Origin of the sequence: Pseudomonas songnenensis (genome assembly GCF_003696315.1) — a bacterium.
Taxonomy (GTDB): domain Bacteria; phylum Pseudomonadota; class Gammaproteobacteria; order Pseudomonadales; family Pseudomonadaceae; genus Stutzerimonas; species Stutzerimonas songnenensis.
Window position 1 is genome coordinate 82,890 of record NZ_RFFN01000002.1, and the last position, 25,033, is coordinate 107,922.

20 protein-coding genes are annotated in these 25,033 nt (G+C 64.9%); 6 read left to right on the forward strand and 14 right to left on the reverse strand.

Annotation, left to right across the window (positions count from 1 at the left end; translation table 11 throughout):
- Positions 1-103 precede the first annotated feature (103 nt).
- The 8 genes from guaD to EA798_RS04765 all read right to left on the reverse strand — a co-directional run bounded on the left by guaD (position 104) and on the right by EA798_RS04765 (position 11,123).
- On the reverse strand, positions 104-1,411 hold the full coding sequence (gene guaD / locus EA798_RS04730) for a guanine deaminase (RefSeq protein ID WP_122098230.1): 1,308 nt from the start codon (positions 1,409-1,411) through the stop codon (positions 104-106).
- Positions 1,412-1,498: 87 nt separating this feature from the next.
- The gene (gene xdhC / locus EA798_RS04735) at positions 1,499-2,350 is read right to left on the reverse strand and encodes a xanthine dehydrogenase accessory protein XdhC (protein ID WP_244221260.1); all 852 of its coding nucleotides are present in this window, start codon (positions 2,348-2,350) and stop codon (positions 1,499-1,501) included.
- A 108-nt stretch (positions 2,351-2,458) separates the two neighbouring features.
- A complete protein-coding gene (gene xdhB, locus EA798_RS04740; RefSeq protein ID WP_122098232.1) occupies positions 2,459-4,858 on the reverse strand; it encodes a xanthine dehydrogenase molybdopterin binding subunit in 2,400 nt (799 codons plus the stop codon).
- Positions 4,851-6,299 (reverse strand): xanthine dehydrogenase small subunit, encoded by a 1,449-nt coding sequence (xdhA, locus tag EA798_RS04745; RefSeq protein ID WP_122098233.1) that lies wholly within the window; start codon positions 6,297-6,299, stop codon positions 4,851-4,853. Before xdhA ends, xdhB begins: the two co-directional genes overlap by 8 nt.
- Positions 6,300-6,460: 161 nt before the next feature.
- Positions 6,461-7,435: a 2-oxoglutarate and iron-dependent oxygenase domain-containing protein gene (locus EA798_RS04750; RefSeq protein WP_122098234.1), complete on the reverse strand. Its 975-nt coding sequence runs from the start codon at positions 7,433-7,435 to the stop codon at positions 6,461-6,463.
- A gap of 139 nt (positions 7,436-7,574) precedes the next feature.
- The gene (locus EA798_RS04755) at positions 7,575-8,666 is read right to left on the reverse strand and encodes a BMP family ABC transporter substrate-binding protein (RefSeq protein WP_122098235.1); all 1,092 of its coding nucleotides are present in this window, start codon (positions 8,664-8,666) and stop codon (positions 7,575-7,577) included.
- A 203-nt stretch (positions 8,667-8,869) separates the two neighbouring features.
- On the reverse strand, positions 8,870-10,225 hold the full coding sequence (locus EA798_RS04760) for an 8-oxoguanine deaminase (RefSeq protein ID WP_122098236.1): 1,356 nt from the start codon (positions 10,223-10,225) through the stop codon (positions 8,870-8,872).
- Positions 10,226-10,442: 217 nt separating this feature from the next.
- Positions 10,443-11,123 carry an SDR family oxidoreductase gene (locus tag EA798_RS04765; RefSeq protein WP_122098237.1) on the reverse strand — a complete coding sequence of 227 codons (681 nt, stop codon included), beginning with the start codon at positions 11,121-11,123 and terminating at the stop codon, positions 10,443-10,445.
- Between the two features lie 206 nt (positions 11,124-11,329).
- Here EA798_RS04765 and EA798_RS04770 point away from each other — a divergent pair, with 206 nt between their 5' ends.
- Complete coding sequence (locus EA798_RS04770; RefSeq protein ID WP_122098238.1) at positions 11,330-14,047, forward strand: cation-transporting P-type ATPase; 2,718 nt, start codon at positions 11,330-11,332, stop codon at positions 14,045-14,047.
- A gap of 10 nt (positions 14,048-14,057) precedes the next feature.
- On the opposite strand, the gene mltF is transcribed toward EA798_RS04770, so the two are convergent.
- A complete protein-coding gene (gene mltF, locus EA798_RS04775) occupies positions 14,058-15,518 on the reverse strand; it encodes a membrane-bound lytic murein transglycosylase MltF (protein WP_122098239.1) in 1,461 nt (486 codons plus the stop codon).
- A 170-nt stretch (positions 15,519-15,688) separates the two neighbouring features.
- Between mltF and EA798_RS04780 the strand changes: the two genes are divergently transcribed.
- Together EA798_RS04780 and EA798_RS04785 are read left to right on the forward strand one after the other, a co-directional pair.
- Positions 15,689-15,964 carry a GIY-YIG nuclease family protein gene (locus EA798_RS04780; RefSeq protein WP_106157909.1) on the forward strand — a complete coding sequence of 92 codons (276 nt, stop codon included), beginning with the start codon at positions 15,689-15,691 and terminating at the stop codon, positions 15,962-15,964.
- 89 nt (positions 15,965-16,053) lie between these two features.
- Entirely contained in the window at positions 16,054-16,992 is a 939-nt protein-coding gene (locus tag EA798_RS04785) for a glutathione S-transferase family protein (RefSeq protein ID WP_122098240.1), read from the forward strand.
- Between the two features lie 3 nt (positions 16,993-16,995).
- On the opposite strand, the gene EA798_RS04790 is transcribed toward EA798_RS04785, so the two are convergent.
- Genes EA798_RS04790 through yejK form a run of 3 tightly spaced genes read right to left on the reverse strand, consistent with a single transcriptional unit; the run spans position 16,996 to position 19,668 of the window.
- Positions 16,996-17,838 (reverse strand): DUF4344 domain-containing metallopeptidase, encoded by an 843-nt coding sequence (locus EA798_RS04790; RefSeq protein WP_122098241.1) that lies wholly within the window; start codon positions 17,836-17,838, stop codon positions 16,996-16,998.
- Positions 17,835-18,653, reverse strand: a complete 819-nt coding sequence (locus EA798_RS04795; protein WP_122098242.1) for a polyphosphate kinase 2 family protein — start codon at positions 18,651-18,653, stop codon at positions 17,835-17,837. The genes EA798_RS04790 and EA798_RS04795 overlap by 4 nt, the downstream gene beginning before the upstream one ends.
- 7 nt (positions 18,654-18,660) lie before the next feature.
- Positions 18,661-19,668 carry a nucleoid-associated protein YejK gene (gene yejK / locus EA798_RS04800; protein WP_041013178.1) on the reverse strand — a complete coding sequence of 336 codons (1,008 nt, stop codon included), beginning with the start codon at positions 19,666-19,668 and terminating at the stop codon, positions 18,661-18,663.
- Positions 19,669-19,833: 165 nt separating this feature from the next.
- Between yejK and EA798_RS04805 the strand changes: the two genes are divergently transcribed.
- The 3 genes from EA798_RS04805 (at position 19,834) to EA798_RS04815 (ending at position 22,693) form a co-directional block, all read left to right on the forward strand.
- On the forward strand, positions 19,834-20,733 hold the full coding sequence (locus tag EA798_RS04805) for a prenyltransferase (protein ID WP_106157913.1): 900 nt from the start codon (positions 19,834-19,836) through the stop codon (positions 20,731-20,733).
- Between the two features lie 100 nt (positions 20,734-20,833).
- Positions 20,834-22,045, forward strand: a complete 1,212-nt coding sequence (locus EA798_RS04810) for an MFS transporter (protein WP_106157914.1) — start codon at positions 20,834-20,836, stop codon at positions 22,043-22,045.
- Between the two features lie 456 nt (positions 22,046-22,501).
- Positions 22,502-22,693: a hypothetical protein gene (locus EA798_RS04815; RefSeq protein WP_003298204.1), complete on the forward strand. Its 192-nt coding sequence runs from the start codon at positions 22,502-22,504 to the stop codon at positions 22,691-22,693.
- Positions 22,694-22,721: 28 nt separating this feature from the next.
- On the opposite strand, the gene rlmF is transcribed toward EA798_RS04815, so the two are convergent.
- Both rlmF and EA798_RS04825 read right to left on the reverse strand, forming a co-directional pair.
- Complete coding sequence (gene rlmF / locus EA798_RS04820; RefSeq protein ID WP_122098243.1) at positions 22,722-23,714, reverse strand: 23S rRNA (adenine(1618)-N(6))-methyltransferase RlmF; 993 nt, start codon at positions 23,712-23,714, stop codon at positions 22,722-22,724.
- A 68-nt stretch (positions 23,715-23,782) separates the two neighbouring features.
- Complete coding sequence (locus tag EA798_RS04825; RefSeq protein ID WP_122098244.1) at positions 23,783-24,952, reverse strand: YbfB/YjiJ family MFS transporter; 1,170 nt, start codon at positions 24,950-24,952, stop codon at positions 23,783-23,785.
- Between the last annotated feature and the right edge of the window lie 81 nt (positions 24,953-25,033).

The window sequence follows — 25,033 nt, forward strand, 5'->3', positions numbered from 1 at the left end:
CGGCGGTTGTGGTTCCGGCCCGTAGGGTGGATCACGCTTCACCGATCCACGCGCTCATCAAGCATGGAGACGACCGTTGATGATCAGGTTCGTGATCGGCTGGTCAGCACACCTTGCGGTGCACTGAAACCCCGGCGGCGTAGGTTTCCTTCACCGCGCGATCGTCGCCGAGGATCATCAGGGCGAAGAGCTTTTCCTGCAGGGTCGTCGCCTGGCTCAGGCGATAGCTGATCAGCGGCGTCGCCTTGCAGTCGAGCACCACGAAGTCGGCCTCCTTGCCCGGCTGCAGGTTGCCGATCTTGTCGTCCAGATACAGCGCTCGTGCGCCGCCGAGCGTGGCAAGGTAGAGCGCCTTGAAGGCATCGAGTTTCTGGCCCTGCAGCTGCAACACCTTGTATGCCTCGTTGAGGCTGGCGAGCTGCGAGAAGCTGGTGCCGCCGCCGACGTCGGTGCCCAGGCCGACGCGCACACCGAAGCCTTCCACCTTGGCCAGGTCGAACAGGCCGCTGCCGAGGAACAGGTTGGAGGTGGGACAGAATGACACCGCCGAGCCGGTCTCACCGAGGCGTTTGCACTCGTCGTCGCACAGGTGGATGCCGTGGGCGAACACCGAGCGCGGGCCGATCAGGCCGTGGTGGTCGTAGACGTCCAGGTAGCCCTTGCGCTCGGGGAACAGCTCCTTGACCCACTCGACCTCCTGCTTGTTCTCGGAGATGTGGGTGTGCATGTACAGGCCGGGGAATTCGGCGAACAGCTTGCCGGCCAGGGTGAGCTGCTCCGGCGTGCTGGTCGGGGCGAAGCGTGGAGTGACGGCGTAGTGCAGACGGCCCTTGCCGTGCCAGCGCTCGATCAGCTCGCGGCTGTCGGCGTAGCCGGACTCGGCGGTGTCGGTGAGGAACTCCGGGGCGTTGCGGTCCATCAGCACCTTGCCGGCGATCATCCGCAGGTTGAGCTTTTCCGCCGCTTCGAAGAAGGCGTCTACCGATTGCTTGTGCACCGTGCCGAACACTAGTGCGGTGGTGGTGCCATTGCGTAGCAGCTCGCCGAGGAACAGGTCGGCCTGCTCGCGGGCGTGGGCCATGTCGCTGAAGCGGCCCTCGTTGGGGAAGGTGTAGGTTTCCAGCCAATCCAGCAGCTGCGCGCCGTAGGAGCCGATGACGCCGACCTGCGGGTAGTGGATATGGGTGTCGACGAAACCCGGAGTGATCAGCGCGTCCGGGTATTCGACAACTTCGGTGCCGGCCGCCAGGGTCGGCAGCAGTTCGGCGGCGTGGCCGATGCGCGCGACCTTGCCGTCCTCGACGACCAGCAGGCCGTCCTCGAAGTATTCATGGGCTTGCTCGATGCCCACTTTGCGCGGGTCGGCGAGGCAGTGGAGCAGGGCGGCACGGTAGGCTTTGGTGCTTGGCATGGTGACTCTCGAAAATCGTTGTATGAGGGTGATGCGTTGACATGGGCAGGCCGCCGCCGATGGCGTGCCTGCAAGAATGTCGGGTGGTCAGTTGGTCTGGGCGCGGCGCGAAGCGGGGACCAGCATCGGTACCGGCTTTTCACCGTCCTCGGCGTTCTCCCCACCCTTTTCACCGAAATGCGCGTTGTAGGTGGCGATCACCTCGCCGGCGATGGACACGGCGATCTCCACCGGCAGCTTGCCCTTCACCTCGGCGATGCCCATCGGGCAGCGCATGCGCTGCACGGTCTCCGGCTGGAAGCCGCGGTCCCGCAGACGGTGTTCGAACCTGGCGCGTTTGCTCTTGGAGCCGATCAGCCCGTAGTAGGTGAAATCGTTGCGCGAAAGGATCGCGGCGGTCAGTTCCAGGTCGAGCTGATGGTTGTGGGTCATGACGATGAAGTAGCTGCCGGCGGGCATGTTATCCACTTCCTCGACCACATCGTCGTTGACCACCTTTTCCACGCCGCGCGGAAGCTCGGCGGGGAATTCGTTATCGCGCGAATCGATCCAGCGCACCTTGCACGGCAGGCTGGCCAGCAGCGGCACCAGCGCGCGTCCGACATGCCCGGCACCGAACACGGCGATATGCGCCTGCGGCTGGCCCATGGGCTCGAACAGCAGCACCGTGGCGCCACCGCAGCACTGGCCGAGGCTGGCGCCGAGGGAGAAGCGCTCGAGGCGGGTGTCACGGCTGCGCTTTTCCAGCATTTCGCGGGCGATCTGCTGGGCCTTGTATTCCAGGTGGCCGCCGCCGATGGTGTCGTACAGGCGCTCACGGCTGACCACCATTTTCGAGCCGGCATTGCGCGGCGTGGAGCCGCGCTCCTCGATGATGGTGACCAGCACGCAGGGTTCGCCTTGTTGCTGCAGGTCGGCGAGTGCGTCGATCCAGGACAGGTTGCTCATGGCTTGACCCTTCGTAGGGTGGAAACCGCGAAGCGTTTTCCACCGGAACATTCGTAATGCGACCGTGGTGGACAAGCAGAGCGTTGTCCACCCTATGGATCAGTGCGCGGTTTCCACGGCGGGCTCCGGTAGGGATACCGCCGCCTGCTTCAACCTGCGCATCTGTTCCACGCCCCAGAGCACGCGCTCGGGGGTCGCCGGAGCATCGATCTGCGGCTGCGCCCGGTAGTCGGCCAGGCTCGCCACCGCATCCTTGATCGCGCACCAGACCGAAATGCCGAGCATGAACGGCGGCTCGCCCACGGCCTTGGAGTGGAACACGGTGTCTTCGGGGTTCTTGCGGTTCTCCACCAGCTTGACCCGCAGGTCCAGCGGCATGTCCGCCACCGCCGGGATCTTGTAGCTGGCCGGGCCGTTGGTCATCAGCTTGCCCTTGTCGTTCCAGACCAGCTCTTCCATGGTCAGCCAGCCCAGGCCCTGGACGAAGCCGCCCTCGACCTGGCCGATGTCGATGGCCGGGTTCAGCGAGGCGCCGACGTCATGCAGGATGTCGCTGCGCAGCATCCTGTATTCGCCGGTAAGGGTATCGACGATCACTTCCGAGCAGGCCGCGCCATAGGCGAAGTAGTAGAACGGCCGCCCGCGCGCCTGACTGCGGTCGTAGTAGATCTTCGGCGTGCGGTAGAAGCCGGTGGACGACAGCGAGACCTGGCCGAAATAGGCCTGCTGGATCAGCTCCTCGAAGCTGATGTAGTGGTCGCGCAGGCGCACCTGGCCGTTCTTGAACTCGACGTCTTCCTCGAAGATCTGCCACTTGCGTGCGGCGAACTCCACCAGCCGCTGCTTGATGGTCTGCGCCGCATTCTGCGCCGCCTTGCCGTTGAGGTCGGTGCCGCTGGAGGCCGCCGTCGGCGAAGTGTTGGGCACCTTGTCGGTGTTGGTGGCGGTGATCTGGATGCGCTCGATATCGACCTGGAACACCTCGGCCACCACCTGCGCGACCTTGGTGTTCAGGCCCTGGCCCATCTCGGTGCCACCGTGGTTCAGGTGGATGCTGCCGTCGGTGTAGACGTGCACCAGCGCGCCGGCCTGGTTGAGGAAGCTGGCGGTGAAGCTGATGCCGAACTTCACCGGCGTCAGCGCCAGGCCCTTCTTCAGGATCGGGCTTGCGGCATTGAACGCGCGGATCGCTTCGCGTCGCGTTGCATAGTCGCTGCTGGCCTCCAGCTCGGCGGTCATCTCCTCGAGCATGTTGTGCTCGACGGTCTGGTAGTAGTGGGTGACGTTGCGCTCGGTCTTGCCGTAGTAGTTGCGCTTGCGCACCTCGAGCGGGTCCTTGCCCAGCTCGCGGGCCACCGCGTCCATGATCTCCTCGATGGCGACCATGCCCTGTGGGCCGCCGAAGCCGCGGTAGGCGGTGTTCGAGGCGAGGTTGGTCTTGCAGCGATGGCCATTGATGGTGGCGTCGCCCAGGTAGTAGGCGTTGTCGGAGTGGAACATGGCGCGGTCGACGATCGAGCCGGAAAGGTCCGGCGAATAGCCGCAGTTGCCGGCCAGGTCGATCTCGATACCGTGCAGCAGGCCGTCGTCATCGAAGCCGACGTCGTACTCGACATAGAACGGGTGGCGCTTGCCGGTCATGGTCATATCTTCCATGCGTGGCAGGCGCATTTTGGTCGGCCGACCGGTAAGGTGCGCGATCACCGCGCACAGGCACGCAGGTCCCGCGGCCTGGGTTTCCTTCCCGCCAAACCCGCCGCCCATGCGGCGCATGTCGATGACGATCTTGTTCATCGGCACGCCGAGCACTTCGGCCACCAGCTTCTGCACCTCGGTGGGGTTCTGTGTCGAGGTGTAGACGATCATGCCGCCGTCTTCGGTGGGCATGACCGAGGACACCTGAGTTTCCAGATAGAAGTGCTCCTGACCGCCGATATGCAGCGAACCCTGCAGGCGGCGCGGCGCAGTGGCTAGAGCGCCGGCCGAATCGCCGCGCTTGTGGGCATGACTGTCGAGCACGAAGTGTTTCTTGTGCAGCGCGTCGACCACATCGATTACAGGCTCCAGATCCTCGTATTCGATGATCGCGGCCATGGCCGCCTTGCGTGCGGTTTCCAGGCTGTCGGCAGCCACGGCGATCACCGGCTGGCCGATGAACTCGACCTTGCCGTCGGCCAGCAGCGGGTCGCCGGGCAATACTGCGCCGATATCCAGCTGCCCAGGTATATCCTGAGCGGTGATGGCGATGGCCACGCCCGGCACCTCATAGCACGGCGCCGTGTCGATGCGGACGATGCGGGCGTGGGCGCGGTCGCTCATGCGTGCATAGATATGCAGCTGATTGGGAAACTCCAGGCGATCGTCGACGTACACCGCCTCGCCAGAGACGTGCTTGGGCGCGCTGTCGTGCTTGACGCTCTTGCCGACGCCGGTGACCAGATCCTCGGTAAACAGCGCCGCGATTTCTTCCTGAGTGCGGGTGGTTACGTGGTTAGACATAAGCGGTCACCCTCGTCTCGGTCTTCGGTGCATGTTGTTCGAGGAAGCATTTGCGCAGCAGGTTCTGCGCGACCAGCAGGCGATATTCGCGGCTGGCGCGGAAGTCGGTCAGCGGCGTGAAGTCTTCGGCCAGCGCACCGCAGGCCGCTTCCACGGTCTGCTGGTTCCAGGGCGCGCCGTTCAGGGTCGCTTCGCAGGCCGCGGCACGTTTGGGGATCGCCGCCATGCCGCCAAAGGCGACCCGGGCATCGGCGACCACGCCATCGGTGATCTGCAGGTCAAACGCGGCGCAGACAGCGGAAATGTCGTCGTCCAGTCGCTTGGAAACCTTGTAGGCGCGGAACAGGCGATCCGGCGTGGCGCGCGGCACCCGTACCTTCTCGATGAATTCCCCGGGCTGGCGCGCGGTGACCTTGTAGTCGATGAAGTAATCCTCGAGCGGCAGGGTGCGGCTGCTGGCGCCCTTGCGCAGGATAACTTCGGCACCCAGAGCGATCAGCAGCGGCGGCGAGTCGCCGATCGGCGAGGCGTTGCCGATGTTGCCACCGAGCGTGCCCTGGTTGCGGATCTGCAGCGAGGCGAAGCGCTGCAGCAGCTCGCCGAAATCCGGGTACTCGGCGGCCAGCGCGGCGTAACAGTCGGTCAGCGGGGCGACTGCACCGATCTCGATATGGCGGTCCGCGATCTGGACCTGCTTCATCTCGGTGATCTGACCGACATGGATCATCACCGGCAGCTCGCGATGGAACTGGGTGACCTCCAGTGCCAGGTCGGTGCCACCGGCAAGCAGCCGTGCGTCGGGATTGGCGGCGTAGACCTCGGCCAGTTCGGCGACGGTCAGCGGCGACAGGCAACGCTTTTCGCCGTCGCTGAGCTCGGCCATTTCACGCGGGGCGATGGCCTTGAGCTGGGCGATGGTCTCGGCTTCGCGGGCATCGAACTGGTCCGGTTGGCGGTCGCCGCAGGCCTGTTCGGCGGCTTCGAGGATCGGCCGGTAGCCGGTGCAGCGGCAGAGGTTGCCGGCCAGGGCTTCGTGGGCCTGGTGCGGATCGTATTCATTGACCGCGCCGGCGTTCTTCTGCAGGGCGAACAGGCTCATGACGAATCCCGGGGTACAGAAGCCGCACTGCGAGCCGTGGCAGTCGACCATCGCCTGCTGGACGCTGTGCAGCCGGCCCTGGTCCTTGAGGTCTTCGACGCTGATCAGCTGCTTGCCGTGCAGGGCGGAGATGAAGGTCAGGCAGGAGTTGAGCGTGCGATAGCGCAGGCGGTCGCCCACCAGTTCGCCGACCACCACGGTACAGGCGCCACAGTCACCGGAGGCGCAGCCCTCCTTGGTTCCGGTCTTGCCACGATACTCGCGCAGGTACTGCAGCACCGTGGTGTTGGGATCGAGTGCGCGCTCGCTGCGCAATTCTCGATTGAGGAGAAACTGGATCAAGGCGATGCCTCCGCTGTTGTTGTTCTGACACGCAAGCTATCGCTATCTGACTTTTCGGTCAACTAATTCCTGACTCAAAAGTCAATGCGGCAGACGCGCGCAGATCGGGCGAGGCATATCGATGCGCTCGCCCCTGTTTGCATACTGCAATTAAAGCCCGTTCAGACGGGTTCGGCCTCGCCCTGCCGTCGGTAGGCGTAGGTCTCGGCGAAGCGCGAGAGCATGTACCGGCTGCAGGTGGTGCTCGGGTATTTCGGCGGGTTGGTTTCGTCGTAGCAACCGGGCAGGCAGGCGATCTCGGTGTCCGGATGCGGCTCGGCGAAGAACGGCATGGAGTAGCGGTCCACGCCCAGCGGGCTGATCACGCGATGGGGCGTCGACTTGTAACGGTCGTTGCTCCAGCGCGCCATCATGTCGCCGATGTTGACCACGTAGGTGCCCTCGATGGGCGGCGCGTCGATCCACTCGCCCTTGACGTTCTGCACCTGCAGGCCGCCGGCCTGGTCCTGATAGAGCAGGGTGACGCAGCCGTAATCGGTGTGCGCGCCGGCGCCTTGCTGATCGGCGCTGGTGGCCGTCTGCCGGGGCGGGTAGTGGATCATGCGGAATACACTGATGGGCTCGACGAAGCGCTTGTCGAAGAAGTCCCGCTCGATACCCAGGGCCAGCGCGATGGCACGCAGCAGGGTGCAGGCGAGATCCTGCATGTCGCGGTAGTGCCCTTCCATCAGCTCGGTCCAGCCTTCGATCTGCAGCGGATGACGATTGGGCCCGCGCAGCGGTTTGCCGGCCAGCACTTCGGGGTGGTCGGCAGGCATATGGAAACCCATGTCGAAGGTTTCCTTGAGGTCGCACGGCTGGCTCGGGTCCAGCTGCTCGGTGGCGACGGCACCGTAGCCGCGGTGGTGCTGGCTCTTGGTGATGTCGATCTCGAGCTTCTGCTCGGCCGGCAGCGCGAAGAAGCGGCGGGCATGCTCGCTCAGCGTGGCGATGCGCTCGGCGCTGATCGGATGACCCTTGATATAGAAGAAGCCCCACTCGCGGCAGGCGCGGTCGATGGCCTCGGCGACGGCCAGATGGCCGGCCTCGTCGGCGTTATAGAGCGGGGAAATATCGATGATGGGCAGTGAGTTCATGGCTGACTCCGGGTACGGCGCCGCCGGTCTTCTCGTACCGGCGGCCTTCGAGGGCAATGCCCCCTGCGTGCGGTTCGCCCGGAGGCGGGACGGCACGCGAGATTCCGCAGTGCGCCGGTTGGGCCGGCGCAGGTGACGCTTACTTCGGCATTTCAGCCTTGACGCCCTGGACGTAGTAATTCATCGAGGCGAGGTCCTTGATGCTGGCGGTCTCGCCCTCGGCGATGCGCACTTCGCCAGCCTGGTCCTTGATCGGGCCGGTGAACGGATGGAATTCACCGCTCTTGATGCGGGCGATGATCTGCTCGGCCTCGGCCTTGACGTCAGCAGGCACCAGATCGCTGATCGGCAGGCTGATGCTGTCCTGTGCCAGCCCGCCCCAGAAGTCCTCGGATTTCCAGGTGCCGGCCATCACCGCTTCGGCGGACTTGGTGTAGTGCGGGCCCCAGTCGTTGACGATGGAAGTCAGCACGGCCTTCGGCCCGAAGTGCTGCATGTCCGAGGCGTAACCGACGGAATAGACGCCACGGCGCTCGGCGGCCTGGATCGGTGCCGGGCTGTCGGTATGCTGGAAGATCACGTCCACGCCCTGGTCGATCAGCGCGTTGGCGGCATCGGCTTCCTTGCCCGGATCGAACCAGGTGTTGACCCACACCACCTTGATCTCGGTGCCAGGGTTGTACTTGTCCAGCGCCAGCTGGATGGCATTGATGTCGCGGATCACTTCCGGAATCGGGAAGGACGCGATGTAGCCGACCTTCTTGGTCTTGGTCATCTTCGCCGCGAGGAAGCCGCCGACGTAGCGACCTTCATAGGAACGGGTCAGGTAGGTGCCGACGTTTTTCGCCTGCTTGTAACCGGTGGCGTGCTCGAAGGTGACCTTGGGGAACTGCTTGGCCACCTTCAGCGTGGGGTTCATGTAGCCGAAGGAGGTGGTGAAGATCAGGTCATAGTCGCTCTTGGCCATGTTGCGGATGACCCGCTCGGCATCGGCGCCTTCCGGCACGTTCTCGACGAAGCTGGTCTTCACCTTGTCGCCCAGCTGCTCTTCCATGTACTTGCGACCCTGCTCATGCTGGTAGGTCCAGCCGTGGTCGCCGATCGGGCCGATATAGACGAAGCCGACCTTCAGCGGATCGGCGGCCGAAGCGGCGGCCGTGGTGAGAGCGGCGCTGAAGCCGATCGCTGCGGCAAGGGCGCGCAGCAGGGTTTTCCGTGAGTTGTTCTGCATGGCGGGTGACGCTCCTGTTTGTCTGGCTACAGAGCCTGTGTTGGCTGATAGCTGGTTAGCAAAAAGCTGACCAACTGGACAGATACCTCAGTTGCGCCGGATTGTGGCCGATTCGACTCGACGCCGAAGCCCGATCGAGACTTGCACTGGTGCGCCAGTAATCCACGGTGCCCAGCTTTGGTGCAAGCCTCGATCGTGGTTGTTTAGCCGTTTACCAGTTGCCGGGCCGCCTGCTGGTGATCGGCGATCAGCCCCTGCACGTCGAGGCCTTCGACTTGGCCATCGATCACGCGCCACTTGCCGCCGACCATCACCCGGTCGGCACGGTCAGCGGCGCACAGCAGCAGCGCGGCGACGGGATCGTGGCTGCCGGAGAAGCGCAGTTCGTCCAGCTTGAACAGGGCCAGATCGGCCTGCTTGCCGACCGCCAACTCGCCGATGTCGCTGCGCCCGAGCAGGTGTGCGGAGCCGCGGGTCGCCCAGCCGAGCACCTTCTGCGGGGTGATCTTCTCGGCGCCGTAGCGCAGGCGCTGGATGAACAGCGCCTGACGCGCCTCGAGCATCATGTTGGAGGCGTCGTTGGAGGCCGAACCGTCGACGCCCAGGCCGATGATCGCGCCCTTGTCCTCGAGCTCGAGCGTGTGGCAGATGCCGGAGGCCAGGCGCATGTTGGAACTCGGGCAATGGCAGATGCCCACACCGGCTGCACCCAGACGGTGAATTTCCACCTGGTTGAAGTGGATGCCATGGGCCAGCCAGGTCCGCGGGCCGAGCCAGCCGACGCTCTGCAGGTAGTCCACGGTGCGCATGCCGAAGCGCTTCGCGCAGAACTCCTGTTCGTCCAGTGTTTCGGCAAGATGCGTATGCAGGCGCACGTTGCGTGCTTCGGCTATCTCGGCACAGGCACGCATGATGTCGGTGGTGACCGAGAACGGCGAGCAGGGCGCCAGGGCGATCTGGATCTGCGCGCCGTCGCCGCGCTCGTGGTAGCGGTCGATCAGCCGCTCGCTGTCGGCGAGGATGGTCTCGGCGTCCTGCACCACGCTCTTGCATGGCAGACCGCCGTTCTCCTTGGACAGGTTCATCGAGCCGCGGGTGAGCATGGCGCGCATGCCCAGCTCGCGGACGGCCCCGACCTGGATGTCGATGGCGTCCTCGAGCCCGCCCGGAAACAGGTAGTGGTGATCCGCCGCCGTGGTGCAGCCGGACAGCAGCAGTTCGGCCAGCGCCACCTTGCTTGCCAGCTGCAGCGCCTGCGGCGTCAGCCGCGCCCAGACCGGGTAGAGGGTCAGCAGCCAGTTGAACAGCGGCTCGTTGACCACCGGTCCCCAGGCGCGGGTCAGGGTCTGGTAGAAGTGGTGATGGGTGTTGACCAGCCCCGGCAGCACCACGTGCTCGCGGGCGTCGAAGGTCTCGTTCACCGGCAGCGCGGGCGAGGCCCCGGCAGCGAGCATTTCGACGATGACGCCGTTCTCGACCACCAGCCCACCCGGGGCTTGCTGGTCGTTGGCGGTGAACAGGGCGAGGGGATTCTTGATCCAGATTCGATGAGCAGCCATGGCCGGCTTTCTCCTGAGGGTTGAGTTCAGAGTAGCCAGCTCAGTTATGCCCTGTCTGCTGATCCAGGGGCGGAGGGGGTTGCTTGTGCCGCGGGCGGAAAGATAAGGGATGCGGCAGGGGCTGCCAAGGGCTGGTTAGCGGGAGCGGTCTTGACCGCGAATGTGTCCGGCATCGAACTTTCGCAGGCAAGCCACCCCGTGGAGGTGCTCGCAGCGGTTACCAGGGCAGTGGCTCGCCCTGGTAATCCAGATACCGATGCCCACCCTGACCAATGGCCCGGGTAACCTGCTCGACCATCCCCCGCGTGCTGGTCTCCACATCCAGCGGGGCCTGGTCGCCGCCCATGTCGGTCTTGACCCAGCCCGGATGCATCGACAGCACCGTCAGCTTCGTCTCGCCGAGCTTGGCAACGAAGGTGCGGGTCATGTGATTCAGCGCGGCCTTGCTCGCGCCGTAGAGGTCCATGCCCATGCCCGGGCCGACCTCGACACTGCCGAGAATCGAACTCATGAAGACGATCATGCCCTGGTCCGGTTTCACCAGTGGCAGCAGTCGTTCGGCCAGGCGCAGCGGTGCGACCGCGTTGGTGTAGAACAGCTGGCCGACTTCCGCTTGCGTGGCTTGTGTGGCCGGTTTGCTCTGCGGGCCGGCGACGCCGGCATTGATGAACAGCACATCCAGCCTGGTACCCGCCAGGCGGTCGGCTAGCTGATCGACACTGGCCGCATCGTCCATATCCAGCGTTTCGACGCGCAGCTGAGGTATCTGGCGCAGCGTTTCGGCATGCTGCGGATTGCGTACCGTGGCAATCACCTGCCAGCCTGCGCTGGAAAACTGCTTCGCCAGGCCCAAGCCCAGGCCGCGGGAAGCGCCGACGATGAGTACGGTTTTTTGCATGGTGCGTCCTCGGTAGTCATGACTGGTCGACAAGAATAGCGCGGCGACGGAGCTTGCGGGGCGCTTGGGCCGTCTGCGGCATTCGACCGCTGCCGGAGTGTTGCAAGCCGTTTCCCTGCGATGGCATCGAAGGCTCTATTTCGGCTCTTATGAACTAACTTTGCCGGTGCGCTCGATCGCATCGAATCAATGATCAGGGGGATCCAATGCCCGAACAGCAGACCCAATCGAACCGCTGGCACGCATGCCCGACCGATGAGGCGTTGCGAGCGCTGGAATCTTCGAGTGCCGGCCTCACTCATGAGCAGGCCCAGCAGCGGCTGCTCCAGTACGGCGCCAACCGGCTCGACGAGGCCAAGCCGGCAAGCATCTGGCAGCGTCTGTTGCGCCATGTGAACAACGTGCTGCTGTACGTGCTGATCGCCGCTGCGCTGGTCACCGCACTGATGGGCCACTGGGTCGATACCTTCGTGATCCTGGTGGTGGTAGTGCTCAATGTGGTGATCGGCTTCGTCCAGGAAGGCAAGGCGGAAAAGGCGCTGCAGGCGATCCGCCATCTGCTGGCGCCGCACGCGGTGGTGCTGCGCGACGGCCGGCAGCAGGATATCGATGCGGCCGATCTGGTGCCTGGCGATGTGGTGCTGCTGGCCTCGGGCGATAGCTTGCCGGCCGATGTGCGTTTGCTGCAGGCACGCAATCTGCGGGTCGACGAGGCCGCGCTGACCGGTGAATCGGTCCCCGTGGACAAGCAGGTCGACGCCGTGGCTGACGATGCCTCGATAGGCGATCGCCTCTGCATGGGCTATGCCGGCACGCTGGTGACCCAGGGCCAAGCCCGCGCCGTGGTGGTCGCCACCGGGGCGGCCACCGAGATTGGCCGCATCGGTCGCATGCTGGAATCGGTGGAGCAGGGCACCACGCCGCTGCTGCGCAATATGGAAGAGTTCGGCCGCATCCTGACCATGGTCATCCTGGCGACCGGCGCGCTGCTGTTTCTCTTCGGCACGCTGGTGCGCGGCATGGGCGCCGGTGAAATGTTCATGGCGGCGGTGGGGCTGTCGGTGGCGGCGATTCCGGAGGGCTTGCCAGCGATCATGACCATCACCCTGGCCATCGGCGTACAGCGCATGGCCACCCGCAACGCGGTGATCCGGCGCCTGCCGGCGGTGGAGACCCTCGGTTCGGTGACCGTGATCTGCTCCGACAAGACCGGCACCCTGACCCGCAATGAGATGACCGTGCAGCAGGTGATCTGCGCCGGCCAGTCGCTGGAAGTCGAAGGTGCCGGTTACGCGCCGCAGGGTGCGTTGTTGTTCGATGGCTCAGCCGTCGAGCCGGCCGTGCTGCAGGCGCGCGCGCCCGCCGCTCGCGCGCTGGTGGAGGCGGCGGCACTGTGCAACGACGCCAGCCTGCATGAAAAGGATCAGGCATGGGTGCTGGCCGGCGACCCCACCGAGGGCGCGTTGCTGACCCTGGCGATGAAGGCCGGGTTGTCGCCGGCCGTGCTGCAGGTCGATCGACCGCGGCTGGATGTGATCCCGTTCGAATCCGAGCATCGCTTCATGGCGACGTTGCATGCCTGCGAAGGCGCGCGCGAAGTGCTGCTCAAGGGGGCGCCGGAGCGTGTGCTGGCGATGTGTTCGTATCAGCTCGAAGCCGATGGCGACGAGCGTCCACTGGACGAAGCGCACTGGCACCAGCAGATCGAGCTACAGGCTCGCGCCGGGCGGCGCGTGCTGGCGCTGGCCCGGCGCAGGCTGGCCGTCGACAAGGAGGATCTCGATCATGCCGACGTCGCCAGTGGCCTTACGCTGCTTGGTCTGGTTGGCATCATCGACCCGCCGCGTGACGAAGCGATCAGCGCCGTCGCGCAATGTCGCGCGGCCGGCATTCGCGTGGTGATGATCACCGGTGACCATGGCGTGACCGCCAGCGCCATCGCCCGACAGCTGGGCATGGGCGACGACATCAAGGCGATTACCGGACCCGAGCTGGAGCTGATGGACGAAGCGGCCATGCGCCAGGCCGTCGCCGAGGCCCGCGTGTTCGCCCGCGCCAGCCCGGAGCACAAGCTGCGTCTGGTGCGCGCACTGCAGGCCAACGGCGAGGTGGTCGCCATGACCGGTGACGGTGTCAACGATGCGCCGGCGCTGAAGCAGGCGGACGTCGGCGTCGCTATGGGCATGAAAGGTACCGAGGCAGCCAAGCAGGCGGGCGCCATCGTGCTGGCCGACGACAATTTCGCGTCCATCGCCCATGCGGTGGAAGAAGGACGGACGGTCTATGACAACCTGCGCAAGACCGTGACCTTCCTGCTGCCGATCAACGGTGGCGAGTCGCTGTCGCTGTTGCTTGCCGTGCTGCTCGGCATCGCCTTGCCGATCACCCCGGTGCAGGTGTTGTGGGTCAATATGGTCAGTTCGGTGGCATTGGCCATGGTGCTGGCGTTCGAGCCGACCGAGGCGGACGTGATGCAGCGCCCACCGCGGCGGCCGGACGAGCCGATGCTGTCGCGCTTCGTCATCTGGCGGATCTTCTTCGTCTCGACGCTGTTTCTTGCCGGCATCTTCGGCATGTATCAGTGGATGCTGTCCCAGGGCGAGACGGTCGAGGCGGCGCGCACGGTGGCAGTGAACACGCTGGTGTGCATGGAGGTGTTCTACCTGTTCAGCGTGCGCTACCTGAAGGCGCCTTCGTTTACGCTGCAGGGCGTGAAGGGCACGCCGCGGGTGCTGGTGGCGGTGTTCGGTGTGTTCGCCCTGCAGCTGCTGTTCACCTACGCGCCATTCATGCAGTCGCTGTTCGCCTCCGAGGCACTGCCGCTGAGCACCGGCGTTCTGGTGGTGCTCGCCGGGGTCGCGGTGCTGGTGATTCTGGAGATCGAGAAGGCGCTGCTGCGTCGGATGGGCGTCGGCCCGTCGTGAAACGGAGCGCTCAAAGCGGTGGCAGTTCTTCCATCAGGTCGGTGGCATAGATGCCAGGGATGTGCAGGTCGCTCTTGGCGAGCTGCTGGCCTTCCATCTGCGGTTGGGTCACCCAGGTGAGGATGTCGTAATAGCGGCGGATGTTGGCCACGAAGTGCACGGGCTCGCCGCCGCGGGCGTAACCATAACGGGTCTTGCTGTACCACTGCTTCTGCGACAGACGCGGCAGCATCTGTTTCACGTCCAGCCATTTGTTGGGGTCGAGCCCTTCGGCTTCGGCCAGCTTGCGAGCGTCTTCCAGATGACCACCGCCGACGTTGTAGGCGGCCAGCGCGAACCAGGTACGGTCCGGCTCCTCGATGCTTTCCGGCAGGCCCGCATGAATCTTTACCAGGTACTTGCCGCCGCCCTGGATGCTCTGCACCGGGTCGAGGCGATTGGTCACGCCCATGGCGGTAGCAGTGCGCAGAGTCAGCATCATCAGGCCGCGCACGCCGGTCTTGGAGGTGGCTTCCGGCTGCCAGTGGGACTCCTGATAGCCGATTGCCGCGAGCAGGCGCCAGTCGATGCCATGTTGCTTGGCCGTTTCGCGGAAGGCCTTTTCGTAACGCGGCAGCCGTTGCTGAAGATGCTTGGCGAAGGCATAGGCGCCGACGTAACCGAGCACGTCGACGTGGCCGTAGTAACGCTCGCGCAAGCGCTGCAGTGTGCCGTTCTGCTGCGCCTGTTCGAGGAACGAATCGGCGGCCTTGAGCAGGCTGTCATCCTCGCCCTTGGCGACGATCCAGGCCAGGCTGTTCTGCTCGCCAACATCGAAACCGGCACGGATATTGGTGAAATACACTTGGTTCATGGACATCTCGTTGGATTCCACCAGGGTCAGGTCGATCTGTCCCTCATCGACCATGCGCAGCAGGTCGACCACTTCCACCGCATCGGATTCCTCGTAGCGCAGCTCCGGATACTCGACCTGCAGCGAGGCGAGCTTTTCCGCCTGGCTGCTGCCCTTGAGCACCAGGATGCGCTTGCCGATCAGGTCCTGCGGGTTGGTCGGCCGACGCTGGCCACTGTGGTAGACGACCTGGGTGGTGACGTCGAGATAGGAGCGGGTGAAGCGTGCCAGCTCCAGCCGACCTTCGCTGGCGACCAGGCCGGCTGCGGCCAGTGCGGGGCCGCCAGGGCGGTTCAGACGGCTGAAGATCTCGTCGATGTTGTCCGCGGTTTCGATCTGCAGTTCGACGCCGAGATTGCTGGCGAAACGCTTGACCAGCTCGTACTCGAAGCCGGCCTCGCCGTTGCGATCCTGGAAATAGGTGGAAGGGCTGTTGCGGGTGATCACGCGCAGTACGCCTTCCTCCTGTATACGCTCCAGCTCGCTGGGCTTCTCGGCGCAGCTGCTGAGCATCAGGAAGAGTCCGGTCGCCAACAGCCAGATGGCGCAGCGCTTGCGGAACACGGTTTGGGCAAACATCGGCGCAGTATACGCAAAGGCGAACCGCCACCATATCTGGACAGCAAACCGGCTCTCTGCTAGGCGAGCGGCGTCGGGGACGCAGGACAAACCTGCCGGCAACTGGCTGTGGCGCAGGAGTTGGGCATAATGCCGACCCGATCTGCCGTTGTATCGAGGCTTTCCCTTCCATGACCGAGGTTATGCCCAAACCCTGGTTCGTTTACCTGGTCCGCGCCGCCAACGGTGCGCTGTACTGTGGCATCAGCGACGATGCGCAGCGGCGCTTTGCCGAGCATCAGCGTGGACGCGGCGCGCGTTTCTTCCATTCCAGTCCGGCACAGGCGCTGGTCTACGTCGAGGCCTGCGCCAGCAAGGGCGATGCGCTGCGGCGGGAGATCGCCATCAAGCGTCTGGACAAGCGTGCCAAGGAGCGCCTTGTGGCACTCGCCGCTTCGCTTGCGTGAATGATGCATTAATCAGCCGGTAGGCTCCCTCGGGCGGAGCGTCTAAGCTGATGCTCCCCGTTCTCATCTAACACTTGGCGGAGCCTGCCATGCACGAGCTGATCCTGCACCACTATCCCACCTCGCCCTTTGCCGAAAAGGCGCGTCTGATGCTGGGTTTCAAGCAGTTGTCCTGGCGCTCGGTAATGATCCCCCCGGTCATGCCCAAGCCCGATCTCACCGCGCTGACCGGGGGCTATCGACGCACCCCGGTACTGCAGGTCGGTGCCGACATCTATTGCGATACCGCGTTGATTGCCCGTCGTCTCGAAGCCGAGAAGGCCACGCCGGCGCTGTTTCCCGAGGGGCAGGAATTTGCGGCAGCGACGCTGGCCAAGTGGGCCGATTCGGTGCTGTTCCTGAATGCGGTGAGCCTGGTGTTCCAGCCTGAGTCCATGGCGGTGCGCTTCGCCCAGGTGCCCAAGGAGTTCGTCCAGACCTTCAGCAAGGACCGTGCGCAATTGTTCGCCAATGGTTCGGTCAGTCGCGTTCCGCTGGAGCAGGCGAAGAACGACTGGCCGACCTTCATGGCGCGTCTGCAGCAGCAACTGGCGCGCGAGGAGGGCGAGTTCCTGCTGGGTTCGGCGCCATCGATTGCCGACTTCTCCGTCGCACATTGCCTCTGGTTCCTGCGTGCCACACCCGTTACGTCGCCGCTGGTGGATACCTATCCGGAGGTCAGTGCCTGGCTCGCCAAGGTCCTGGGCGTCGGGCATGGCTCGAGCAGCGAGCTGTCGGCTGAAGATGCCTTGCGCATGGCGCTGGAAGCCGAGCCGGCTGCGCTACCGGATGAGACTTTTGCCGATCCAAACGGCTTCCACGAAGGCCAGCAGGTTGCGATCGCTGCGGTGGATTACGGCGCCGATCCGGTCGAGGGCGAGCTGGTATTTGCCGGCCTCGAGGAGCTGATCCTGCGCCGTAGCGATGATCGAACCGGTGTCGTGCACGTGCACTTCCCGCGGGTGGGCTATCGGATCGAGGCGCGCTGAACGCTAGTGCGGCGGGGCTGACACGCGGCGCAGCCGCGGCAGTTCCGCGGCGAGGTCGCGAAAGTAGGCGATGCGCTCGTAGCACAGGGTGAGTTCGCCGCTGATGCGGTTGAACCAGGCATCCGGAGCACCGCAGGTGCTCATGCGCAAGCTCAGGTCGCGGGGCAGGTCGAAGGCCTCGCTGGCCTTGGCCGCGACCGCCTCCAGTTCGCCGCTGGTGCGAATCTTTTCCAGCAGCTCGGTACCGCCCGGCAGATGGCCGGGTGGCGTGTCGTAGATCACCCGAATGCGATGCCGTGCCGGTCGCTTGTCGCTGCGGCCGAAGTGGTCGCGAAACCACTGCACCGCGTGGGCCGCCTGCGCGTATTCCTCGGGGCAGTACAGCGCGCGCTCCACCGGCAACCCGCTGACCTCCAGCACCCAGTCGAGCCGGTCCGGGTCGCTGCCATAGGCCAGGCAGGCGATGTTGTAGAAGCGCTGCGCATCCAGCGCGTGGCTGTCCCAGACTGGAAGTTCGGTGCCGTTGCGTTCGGCGTTCTGCCATTCCAGACGCCAGTAGTCGGCGACGTCCATCAGCTTGGCGTAGAAATCGTCACGGTGCTGTTCCTGCTGCAACAGGAACAGGCCCATGAAGCCGAGCTGGTCGGCGGCGTCCTCCTCACGACCCAGTACCGGCAGCTGCAGCTCGCTGATCAGCAGATGCCCCATCTCGTGCATCAGGGTGAATTCGGAATTGGCGACCGTGAAGCGGACCTCGTCCACCGACAGCTCCGCTGCTGGGCCGGCTTGCTGTGCCTGCGCCAGCATCGGCAAAAGTAGCAGCGGCGCCAGAGCGAGACGCTTCATGGCGTGCTGTCCAGATCGGCATGGCTGAACGGCGCCGGGCGTGTCGGCCAGGCGAGCGCCAGGCGCTCGAACTCGCGGGCGAGCAGGCTGGCCACGAGCAGGTCGCGCAACCAGCGGTGGTCGGCCGGTATCACGTACCAGGGTGCTTCGCCGCTGTGGCTTCTGCTCAGCACCTCGGCCCATTGCGACTGTTGCTCGGCGAAGTGGCGGTGGTCCCGCAGATCGCCAAGGGTCAGCTTCCAGCGTTTTTCCGGCTGCTCCAGGCGCCGATGCAAGCGCTGCTTCTGCTCGCCGGCAGATAGCTGCAGGTAACACTTGAGCGGGTGGATGCCAGCGACCGGCAGTTCGCGCTCAAACACCTGGATTGCGGCCTCGCGCTGCGGAATATCGGCAGGCGAGCACAGGCCGTCGCGCAGATCGCTGATCAGCGCTTCGTAGTAGCTGCGATTGAATACGCCGAGCATGCCGGGTGCCGGCAGCCGCTCCCGGTAGCGCCAGAGGAAGTCGTGGCGGCGTTCGTTCTCGCTGGGCGCCTGGAAGCTGTGCGGCGATAGCCCCAGCGGGTCCAGGCCGCCCAGCACGCGGCGGATCACGCCGTTCTTGCCGCAGCAGTCCGGCCCCTGCAGCACGAGCAGCAGGGCGTCGCGGCGGTTGGCCCAGAGCATGGTCTGCTGCACGCGTAGCCATTCCTTCAGGCTTGCCAGCTGTGCTTGAGCCTGTGCTTTGTCCAGGCCGTAGCCTCGTGCCGGATCGCGCGCCAGCGGCGCCGCCGGGTCGCACAGGCAGTCATCGAGAATGGCGTCCGCCAGGCGCATGACGCGGTCAGTCCTTGCGCCGCTTGAGCTGGTCCTTCAGTTGAGTCGGCAGCTGACGGATGATCAGCATGTCCCGAGCCTCGTCGTACTCGACCTTCGAGCCCAGCAGATGCGACTCGAAGCTGATCGACAGCCCTTCGGCGCGTCCGGTGAAGCGCTGAAACTGGTTGAGCGTGCGTTTATCGGCGGGAATCTCCGGCGACAGACCGTAATCCTTGTTGCGGATGTGCTCGTAGAAGGCGCGCGGACGTTCCTCGTCGATCACCCCGGAGAGCTCTTCGAGCGACATCGGTTCGCCGATCTTCGCCTGGCTGCTGGCGTAGCCGACCAGCGCGCTGGTCTTCTCCCGCGCTTTTTCCTCGGGCAGGTCTTCGCTTTCGACATAGTCGCTGAACGCCTTGAGCAGCGTGCGCGTTTCGCCCGGGCCGTCGACGCCTTCCTGGCAGCCGATGAAGTCGCGGAAGTACTCGGACACCTTCTTGCCGTTCTTGCCCTTGATAAACGAGATGTACTGCTTGGACTGCTTGTTGTTCTGCCACTCGGAGATGTTGATCCGCGTCGCCAGGTGCAGCTGGCCGAGGTCGAGGTGCCGGGCTTCGGTGACATCCAGCGAGTCGGTGACGGTGACGCCGTTGCTGTGGTGCAGCAGGGCGATGGCCAGGTAGTCGGTCATGCCCTGCTGGTAATGAGCGAACAGCACGTGGCCGCCAGTGGACAGGTTGGATTCTTCCATCAGCTTCTGCAGATGCTCGACTGCCTGGCGGCTGAATGCGGTGAAGTCCTGATTGCCTTCCATGTACTGCGCAAGCCAGCCGCTGAACGGGTAGGCGCCGGATTCCTCGTGAAAGAAGCCCCAGGCCTTGCCCTGCTTGGCGTTGTAGCTCTCGTTGAGATCGGCCAGCAGATTCTCGATGGCCTGGGAGTTGCCCAGCTCGGAGTCTCGGGCGTGGAGCACGGCGGGGGTGCCGTCCGGCTTTTTCTCGATCAGATGGACGATGCAGTGGCGGATGGGCATGGCGGTCTCACGGCTGGAATGCAACAGGTTGGCCAGTTTACCCGAGAGCGGGTAGCGCGTGCCTGTCAGCCGAAGCGGCCATCTGGCGGAGCCGACCTGTGTCAAGGACGCCTTGCAGAATCGGGGTTAGCCTGCCGTACACAAGACGACAGCGGGAGAGGACAGATGAGCGGAACCTTGGACTGGCTGGGTGTGGCGCGCGGTCGTTTCCTGCTGCTCACGCTGAGCTGCGTGGCGCTCGGCGTGGCCTTGGCCGCGCGCGGGGGAGCGGAGGCGATGTCCTTCAGTGATGCGCTGCTGGTACTGCTCGGCGCCCTGGCCGCTCATGTGGCAGTCAATGCGCTCAACGAATGGGGCGATTACCGCAGTGGGCTGGACCTGCAGACCCGCCGTACCTCGTTCAGTGGCGGCAGCGGTACCTTGGTGACCCATCCGCATCTGCTGGGTCGCACGTTGCTGCTCGGTCTCGGCAGCCTGCTGACCTGCGCGCTGATCGGCCTGTTCTTCCTGCTGCGCCAGCCGCAGCTGTTGCTCAGTCTGGCGCCGATCGGTCTGGCGGGGCTGCTCCTGGTGCTGCTTTACACGCCCTGGCTGACCCGCCATCCCTGGTTGTGCCTGTTCGCGCCGGGCCTGGGATTCGCGCTCATGGTGCTGGGTACACGCATCGTTCTGGGCGGGGCGCCGGATCTCGGCGATCTGTGGTTGATCCTGACGCCCTTGCTGCTCTGCAACAACCTGCTTTTGCTCGGCCAGTTTCCGGACATTGATGCCGACCGCGCTGTCGGCCGGCGTACCCTGCCGATGCATATCGGCTGCGCCAACGCCGTGCGCGTGGCGCTTGTGCAGTGGCTGCTGGCCTACGGCGTGCTTCTGGCTGTGCTGGCACAGCCCGGTCTGGCTGGTGGCGCACTCGGCCTGTTGACCTTGCCGCTGGCCCTGCGCGCGGCATGGTTGCTGCGTCGCGAACCGCTGCAGGCGCAACGCCTGCTGCCGGCATTGGGGCTGAACGCCGCGGTCAGCGTAGCGACGCCGTTGTTGATGGCCGTAGGGTTGATGGCGCTTTAGCGTTCCGCGAGAGCGGAGGGCACCCGATCGGACACATGGGGTGACGAAAGAAAGGCTTAACTGAGTAAACTGGTCGCCTTTTCTTCGAGGAATGACACTCATGACCGCTGCATGGCGCAACTCTGCCTGGATTCTCGCTGGTGGCTCGCTGATCCTTGCGATTTCGCTCGGCGTGCGCCACGGGTTCGGTCTGTTCCTGCCGCCTATGAGTGCCGAGTTCGGCTGGGGCCGTGAGGTATTCGCCTTCGCCATTGCGATACAGAACCTGATCTGGGGACTGGTGCAGCCGGTGACCGGCGCGTTGGCGGATCGCTTCGGCGTGGCACGCGCGGTGCTGATCGGTGGTGTGCTGTACGCCGTGGGGCTGGCGTTGATGGCGGTTTCCGATTCACCGGCGACCCTGACACTCAGTGCCGGCCTGCTGATCGGGCTGGGGCTTTCGGGCACCTCGTTCTCGGTGATCCTCGGTGCAGTGGGGCGGGCAGTGCCGCCGGAGAAGCGCAGCATGGCGATGGGCATCGCCAGTGCCGCCGGTTCCTTCGGCCAGTTCATCATGCTGCCGGGCAGCCTCGGCCTGATTGAATGGCTGGGCTGGTCCTCGGCACTGCTGGCGCTGGGCTTGCTGGTCGCGCTGATCGTGCCGCTTGCGGGCATGATGCGCAGCCCGGCGCAGGCGCCCGCTGCACCCGGCACGCAGCAGTCACTGGGTGAGGCGCTGCGCGAGGCGGCCGGGCATTCCGGATTCCGCCTGCTGGCTCTGGGTTTCTTCGTCTGCGGTTTCCAGGTGGTCTTCATCGGTCTGCACCTGCCGGCCTATCTGGTTGACCAGCATCTGCCGGCCCAGGTGGGCACCACCGTTCTGGCACTGGTCGGGCTGTTCAATGTCGTCGGCACCTACACCGCCGGTTGGCTGGGCAGCTGCTATTCCAAGCCAAAGCTGCTGGCCGGGCTGTACCTGATTCGCGGTGTGGTGATCAGTATCTTCCTGCTGGCACCGTTGAGTGTCTGGAGCGCCTATGCCTTCGGTATCGCCATGGGCTTGCTCTGGTTGTCCACGGTGCCGCTGACCAACGGCACCGTGGCGACCATGTTCGGCGTGCGCAACCTGTCGATGCTTGGCGGCATCGCCTTTCTCTTCCATCAGCTGGGTTCGTTCTTCGGCGGCTGGCTTGGCGGCTGGCTGTACGACCGCACTGGCAGCTACGACCTGGTCTGGCAGATCGCGATCGCCTTGAGCCTGATGGCGGCGGTGCTCAACTGGCCGATTCGTGAGCAGCCAGTCGAGCGTCTGCGCGAGGCGCAGGTCAACTGATGAAGCCGCTCTGGCTCGTTATTGCTGGCGCGCTGCTGCTCGCCCTGCTGGCGCTTGCCTGGTGGGGGTGGCAGCGCGGCGGCCTGGCGCTGCTGCAGATGGGCCTGGGTACCTGCTGAAGCCGGTACCTGTGCGATCTCGTGATTCCCTCTTCAAACGTGACCAGCCTGCCTGGTCGCGCCGCCGGCGTTTACCGCTGCGATGGCCACGTCTGTAGTCCGTAAACCGCGACGAACGTGACGGAATCAATTCGAAATTCGTTGCTCCAAAGCGAAGCGGCGTAGAAGAAGTTAAGAGCAAATCGCCGGTTCTTAGCAGCACGCTACCGGCTTTTGTGCATGTACGCCTGTGAACAAGCGGCGGCCTTGGGACTTCTGTTCCACGGCTCGGCTGTCGCATAACCGTCATCAACAGTTGGTAAATACCTGCGGCACGCAGTCAATGGAGCAACAAGCAATGTCCACTCTTACCGAACTCGCCCAACAGATCGCCAAGCTTTATCCGTTGAAGGACAAGCGTGTAGGCAAGCGTTATCGCGTGGTAGGCGAGCTGGCCGGGATGACCGAGCTGGAAGAGATCAACGGCGAGCCGCGCTATATCCAGACCATGGCGTTGAAGAACAAGCAGCTCTGGGACGTTGCCGTCTAATCCCCTTGCGAGGGTGCCTGCCTGAATTTCAGCCTTTCGGCCAGCGCTCGGCGCGCCAATTCGCCTGCTCAGCCTCGGTGAGAAACGTCCAGGCAACGAAGCGGCTCTTCTTCTGCCCCTGAGCCATGTCCAGCGTGTGCACCTGGCGGGCACCGAGGCGCTTGAGCCGTGTCTCCAGTGGCGCCACGTTGGACCCCTTCGATACCAATGTGCTGAACCAGTAGACCTGTCCTGCGAACAGGGCGCTTTCCTCCGCCATGCGCGCGATAAAAGCCGCTTCGCCACCCTCGCACCAGAGCTCTGCCGCCTGACCGCCGAAGTTGAGCGCGGGCAGCTTGCGGCTGGGGTCAAGCTTGCCCAGGTTGCGCCACTTGCGCTGGCTGCCACTGCTGGCTTCGGCCTGCGATGCATGGAAGGGCGGATTGCAAAGGGTCAGGTCGAAGCGATCCTCCGGCAGGATCACTCCCTTGAAGATATGCTTCGGCGCTGCCTGCTGCCTCAATTCGATGGCCTTGGCGAGGCTGTTGGCCGAGACGATGGTGCGTGCCGAGGCCAGGGCCGTGGCATCAATGTCACTGCCGGTGAAACGCCAGCCGTATTCCCGATGGCCGATCAGCGGGTAGATGCAGTTGGCGCCAGTGCCGATGTCCAGCGCGTGAATGGCCGCGCCGCGGGGAATGGCGCTGGCATCGTTCTGCCCGAGCAGATCTGCCAGTCCATGCAGGTAATCGGCGCGCCCTGGCACCGGCGGGCACAGGTAGCCTGGGGGAATGTCCCAGTGCTGGATTCCGTAGAACTGCCTGAGCAGCGCGCGATTGAACACCCTCACCGCATCCGGATTGGCGAAGTCGATGCTTTGCTTGCCGTAGGGGTTGACGATCACATGCTCGGCGAGCTCCGGGCAGCCGGCGATCAGCGTGGGGAAGTCGTAGCGGCCGGTGTGGCGGTTGCGTGGATGCAGCACCGCCTTGGCTTCAGCGCGGGCAGATGGCGGGGGTGGGCTCGGAGATTTGCGCGGCATGTGATCAGCGGGAATGGCGGCTGGGGGACGCATTGTCCCACAACCGCTGCTGGCGGATAGGCTTGATGCTAGCGACGACGCGGCACCATCAGCATCCAGAACAGCCCCCAGAGCAGCGCACCCGCGCCGAGCCAGAAGGCACTGTGCAGGCTGCCGCCCATGCCCATCCAGATACTCGTCAGCCAGGGTGCGGCGAGCTGGGTCAGGCCGTAGAGTGCGATCAGCGCCGCTGATAGCCGCGGCCCCTGGTGTGGATGCAGCGCCCGCGCCAGACGCTGGGTCAGCAGTACCGTACCGAGGAAGGTCCCGCCGACCAGCACCGCACACAGCAGGATGCCGACGGCGCCGGGCAGCAGCAGCGCGGCGAGCACGCCGAGCAGCTGGGTGAGATAGCTCAGGCGCAAGGCGATGTCGTCGCCCATGCGCACGCCGAGGCGATTCCACAGCCAGGGCGACGGCAGCGTTGCCAGTGCGACCACCAGCCAGCTGCCACCGATCAGGAAATCGCCTGGCTCCACCTGCAGGCGCGCGACCATCGGCAGGAACGTCATCGGCAGGATGTAGCCCATGCCGGCACCGGCGTAGGAAAGAAACAGCGGTGTACTGGAACGATCGAGCAGCTTGCCGCTGGGTGGCTCCTCCGAAGGATGGACCTTTTCCTCGTCAGGCACGTCCAGTCGCGACAGCTGGCGCCAGCCCCACCACGCCAGCGGTATGGACAGCAGCGCCGCCGGCCACCAGCGTTCGGCGCCCATCAGCAAACCATCGCTCAGGCTCACCAGCAGGCTGGAGAGGATCAGGCCGACGCATACACCGAGATAGACCAGACCGCTGGAGGACACGCGCTGCTGGCGTGCCAGCCATTCGAGGATCAGCGAGGGCGCCTGGACGAACACCAGGCCGTTGCTGATGCCATTGGCCAGGCGCAAGGCAGCCAGGGCATCGGCGGACTCGGCCTGGGTCTGTAGCAGGCTGCTCAATACGTGAAGCCCTAGCGCCCAGGGCAGGGTGCGGCGGATCTGTGCGACACGATGCCAGCGCACCGCGAGCAGCGCGCCGATCAGGTAGCCGAGGTAGTTCCAGCTGGCGATGCTGGCGCCTTCCTTCACGGTCAGCAGACCGTCCTCCACCAGCCAGGGCAGCAGCGGGGTATAGACGAAGCGGCCAAGGCCGTGGACGACCAACAACAGGACGGCACCGGCCAGCAGGACCGGAAACAGGGCGACGCGCTGAGGCATGGAATCTGTTCTTTTTAGAATGAGAGCTGGAGCTTAACGGCTGGACCTTACCGCCGCCATGCCACTTTTCGACAGCGGCAG

Excerpts from the sequence above, each read along its gene's own strand:
- EA798_RS04810 (WP_106157914.1), top strand. The coding sequence starts at position 20,834 with ATGACCGCTGCATGGCGCAACTCTGCCTGGATTCTCGCTGGTGGCTCG.
- EA798_RS04785 (WP_122098240.1), top strand. The coding sequence starts at position 16,054 with ATGCACGAGCTGATCCTGCACCACTATCCCACCTCGCCCTTTGCCGAA.
- yejK (WP_041013178.1), bottom strand. The coding sequence starts at position 19,668 with ATGCCCATCCGCCACTGCATCGTCCATCTGATCGAGAAAAAGCCGGAC.
- rlmF (WP_122098243.1), bottom strand. The coding sequence starts at position 23,714 with ATGCCGCGCAAATCTCCGAGCCCACCCCCGCCATCTGCCCGCGCTGAA.
- mltF (WP_122098239.1), bottom strand. The coding sequence starts at position 15,518 with ATGTTTGCCCAAACCGTGTTCCGCAAGCGCTGCGCCATCTGGCTGTTG.
- EA798_RS04795 (WP_122098242.1), bottom strand. The coding sequence starts at position 18,653 with ATGCGCCTGGCGGACGCCATTCTCGATGACTGCCTGTGCGACCCGGCG.
- EA798_RS04780 (WP_106157909.1), top strand. The coding sequence starts at position 15,689 with ATGACCGAGGTTATGCCCAAACCCTGGTTCGTTTACCTGGTCCGCGCC.
- guaD (WP_122098230.1), bottom strand. The coding sequence starts at position 1,411 with ATGCCAAGCACCAAAGCCTACCGTGCCGCCCTGCTCCACTGCCTCGCC.
- EA798_RS04790 (WP_122098241.1), bottom strand. The coding sequence starts at position 17,838 with ATGAAGCGTCTCGCTCTGGCGCCGCTGCTACTTTTGCCGATGCTGGCG.
- EA798_RS04765 (WP_122098237.1), bottom strand. The coding sequence starts at position 11,123 with ATGCAAAAAACCGTACTCATCGTCGGCGCTTCCCGCGGCCTGGGCTTG.
- EA798_RS04825 (WP_122098244.1), bottom strand. The coding sequence starts at position 24,952 with ATGCCTCAGCGCGTCGCCCTGTTTCCGGTCCTGCTGGCCGGTGCCGTC.
- EA798_RS04755 (WP_122098235.1), bottom strand. The coding sequence starts at position 8,666 with ATGCAGAACAACTCACGGAAAACCCTGCTGCGCGCCCTTGCCGCAGCG.
- EA798_RS04815 (WP_003298204.1), top strand. The coding sequence starts at position 22,502 with ATGTCCACTCTTACCGAACTCGCCCAACAGATCGCCAAGCTTTATCCG.
- EA798_RS04750 (WP_122098234.1), bottom strand. The coding sequence starts at position 7,435 with ATGAACTCACTGCCCATCATCGATATTTCCCCGCTCTATAACGCCGAC.
- EA798_RS04760 (WP_122098236.1), bottom strand. The coding sequence starts at position 10,225 with ATGGCTGCTCATCGAATCTGGATCAAGAATCCCCTCGCCCTGTTCACC.
- EA798_RS04770 (WP_122098238.1), top strand. The coding sequence starts at position 11,330 with ATGCCCGAACAGCAGACCCAATCGAACCGCTGGCACGCATGCCCGACC.
- EA798_RS04805 (WP_106157913.1), top strand. The coding sequence starts at position 19,834 with ATGAGCGGAACCTTGGACTGGCTGGGTGTGGCGCGCGGTCGTTTCCTG.
- xdhB (WP_122098232.1), bottom strand. The coding sequence starts at position 4,858 with ATGTCTAACCACGTAACCACCCGCACTCAGGAAGAAATCGCGGCGCTG.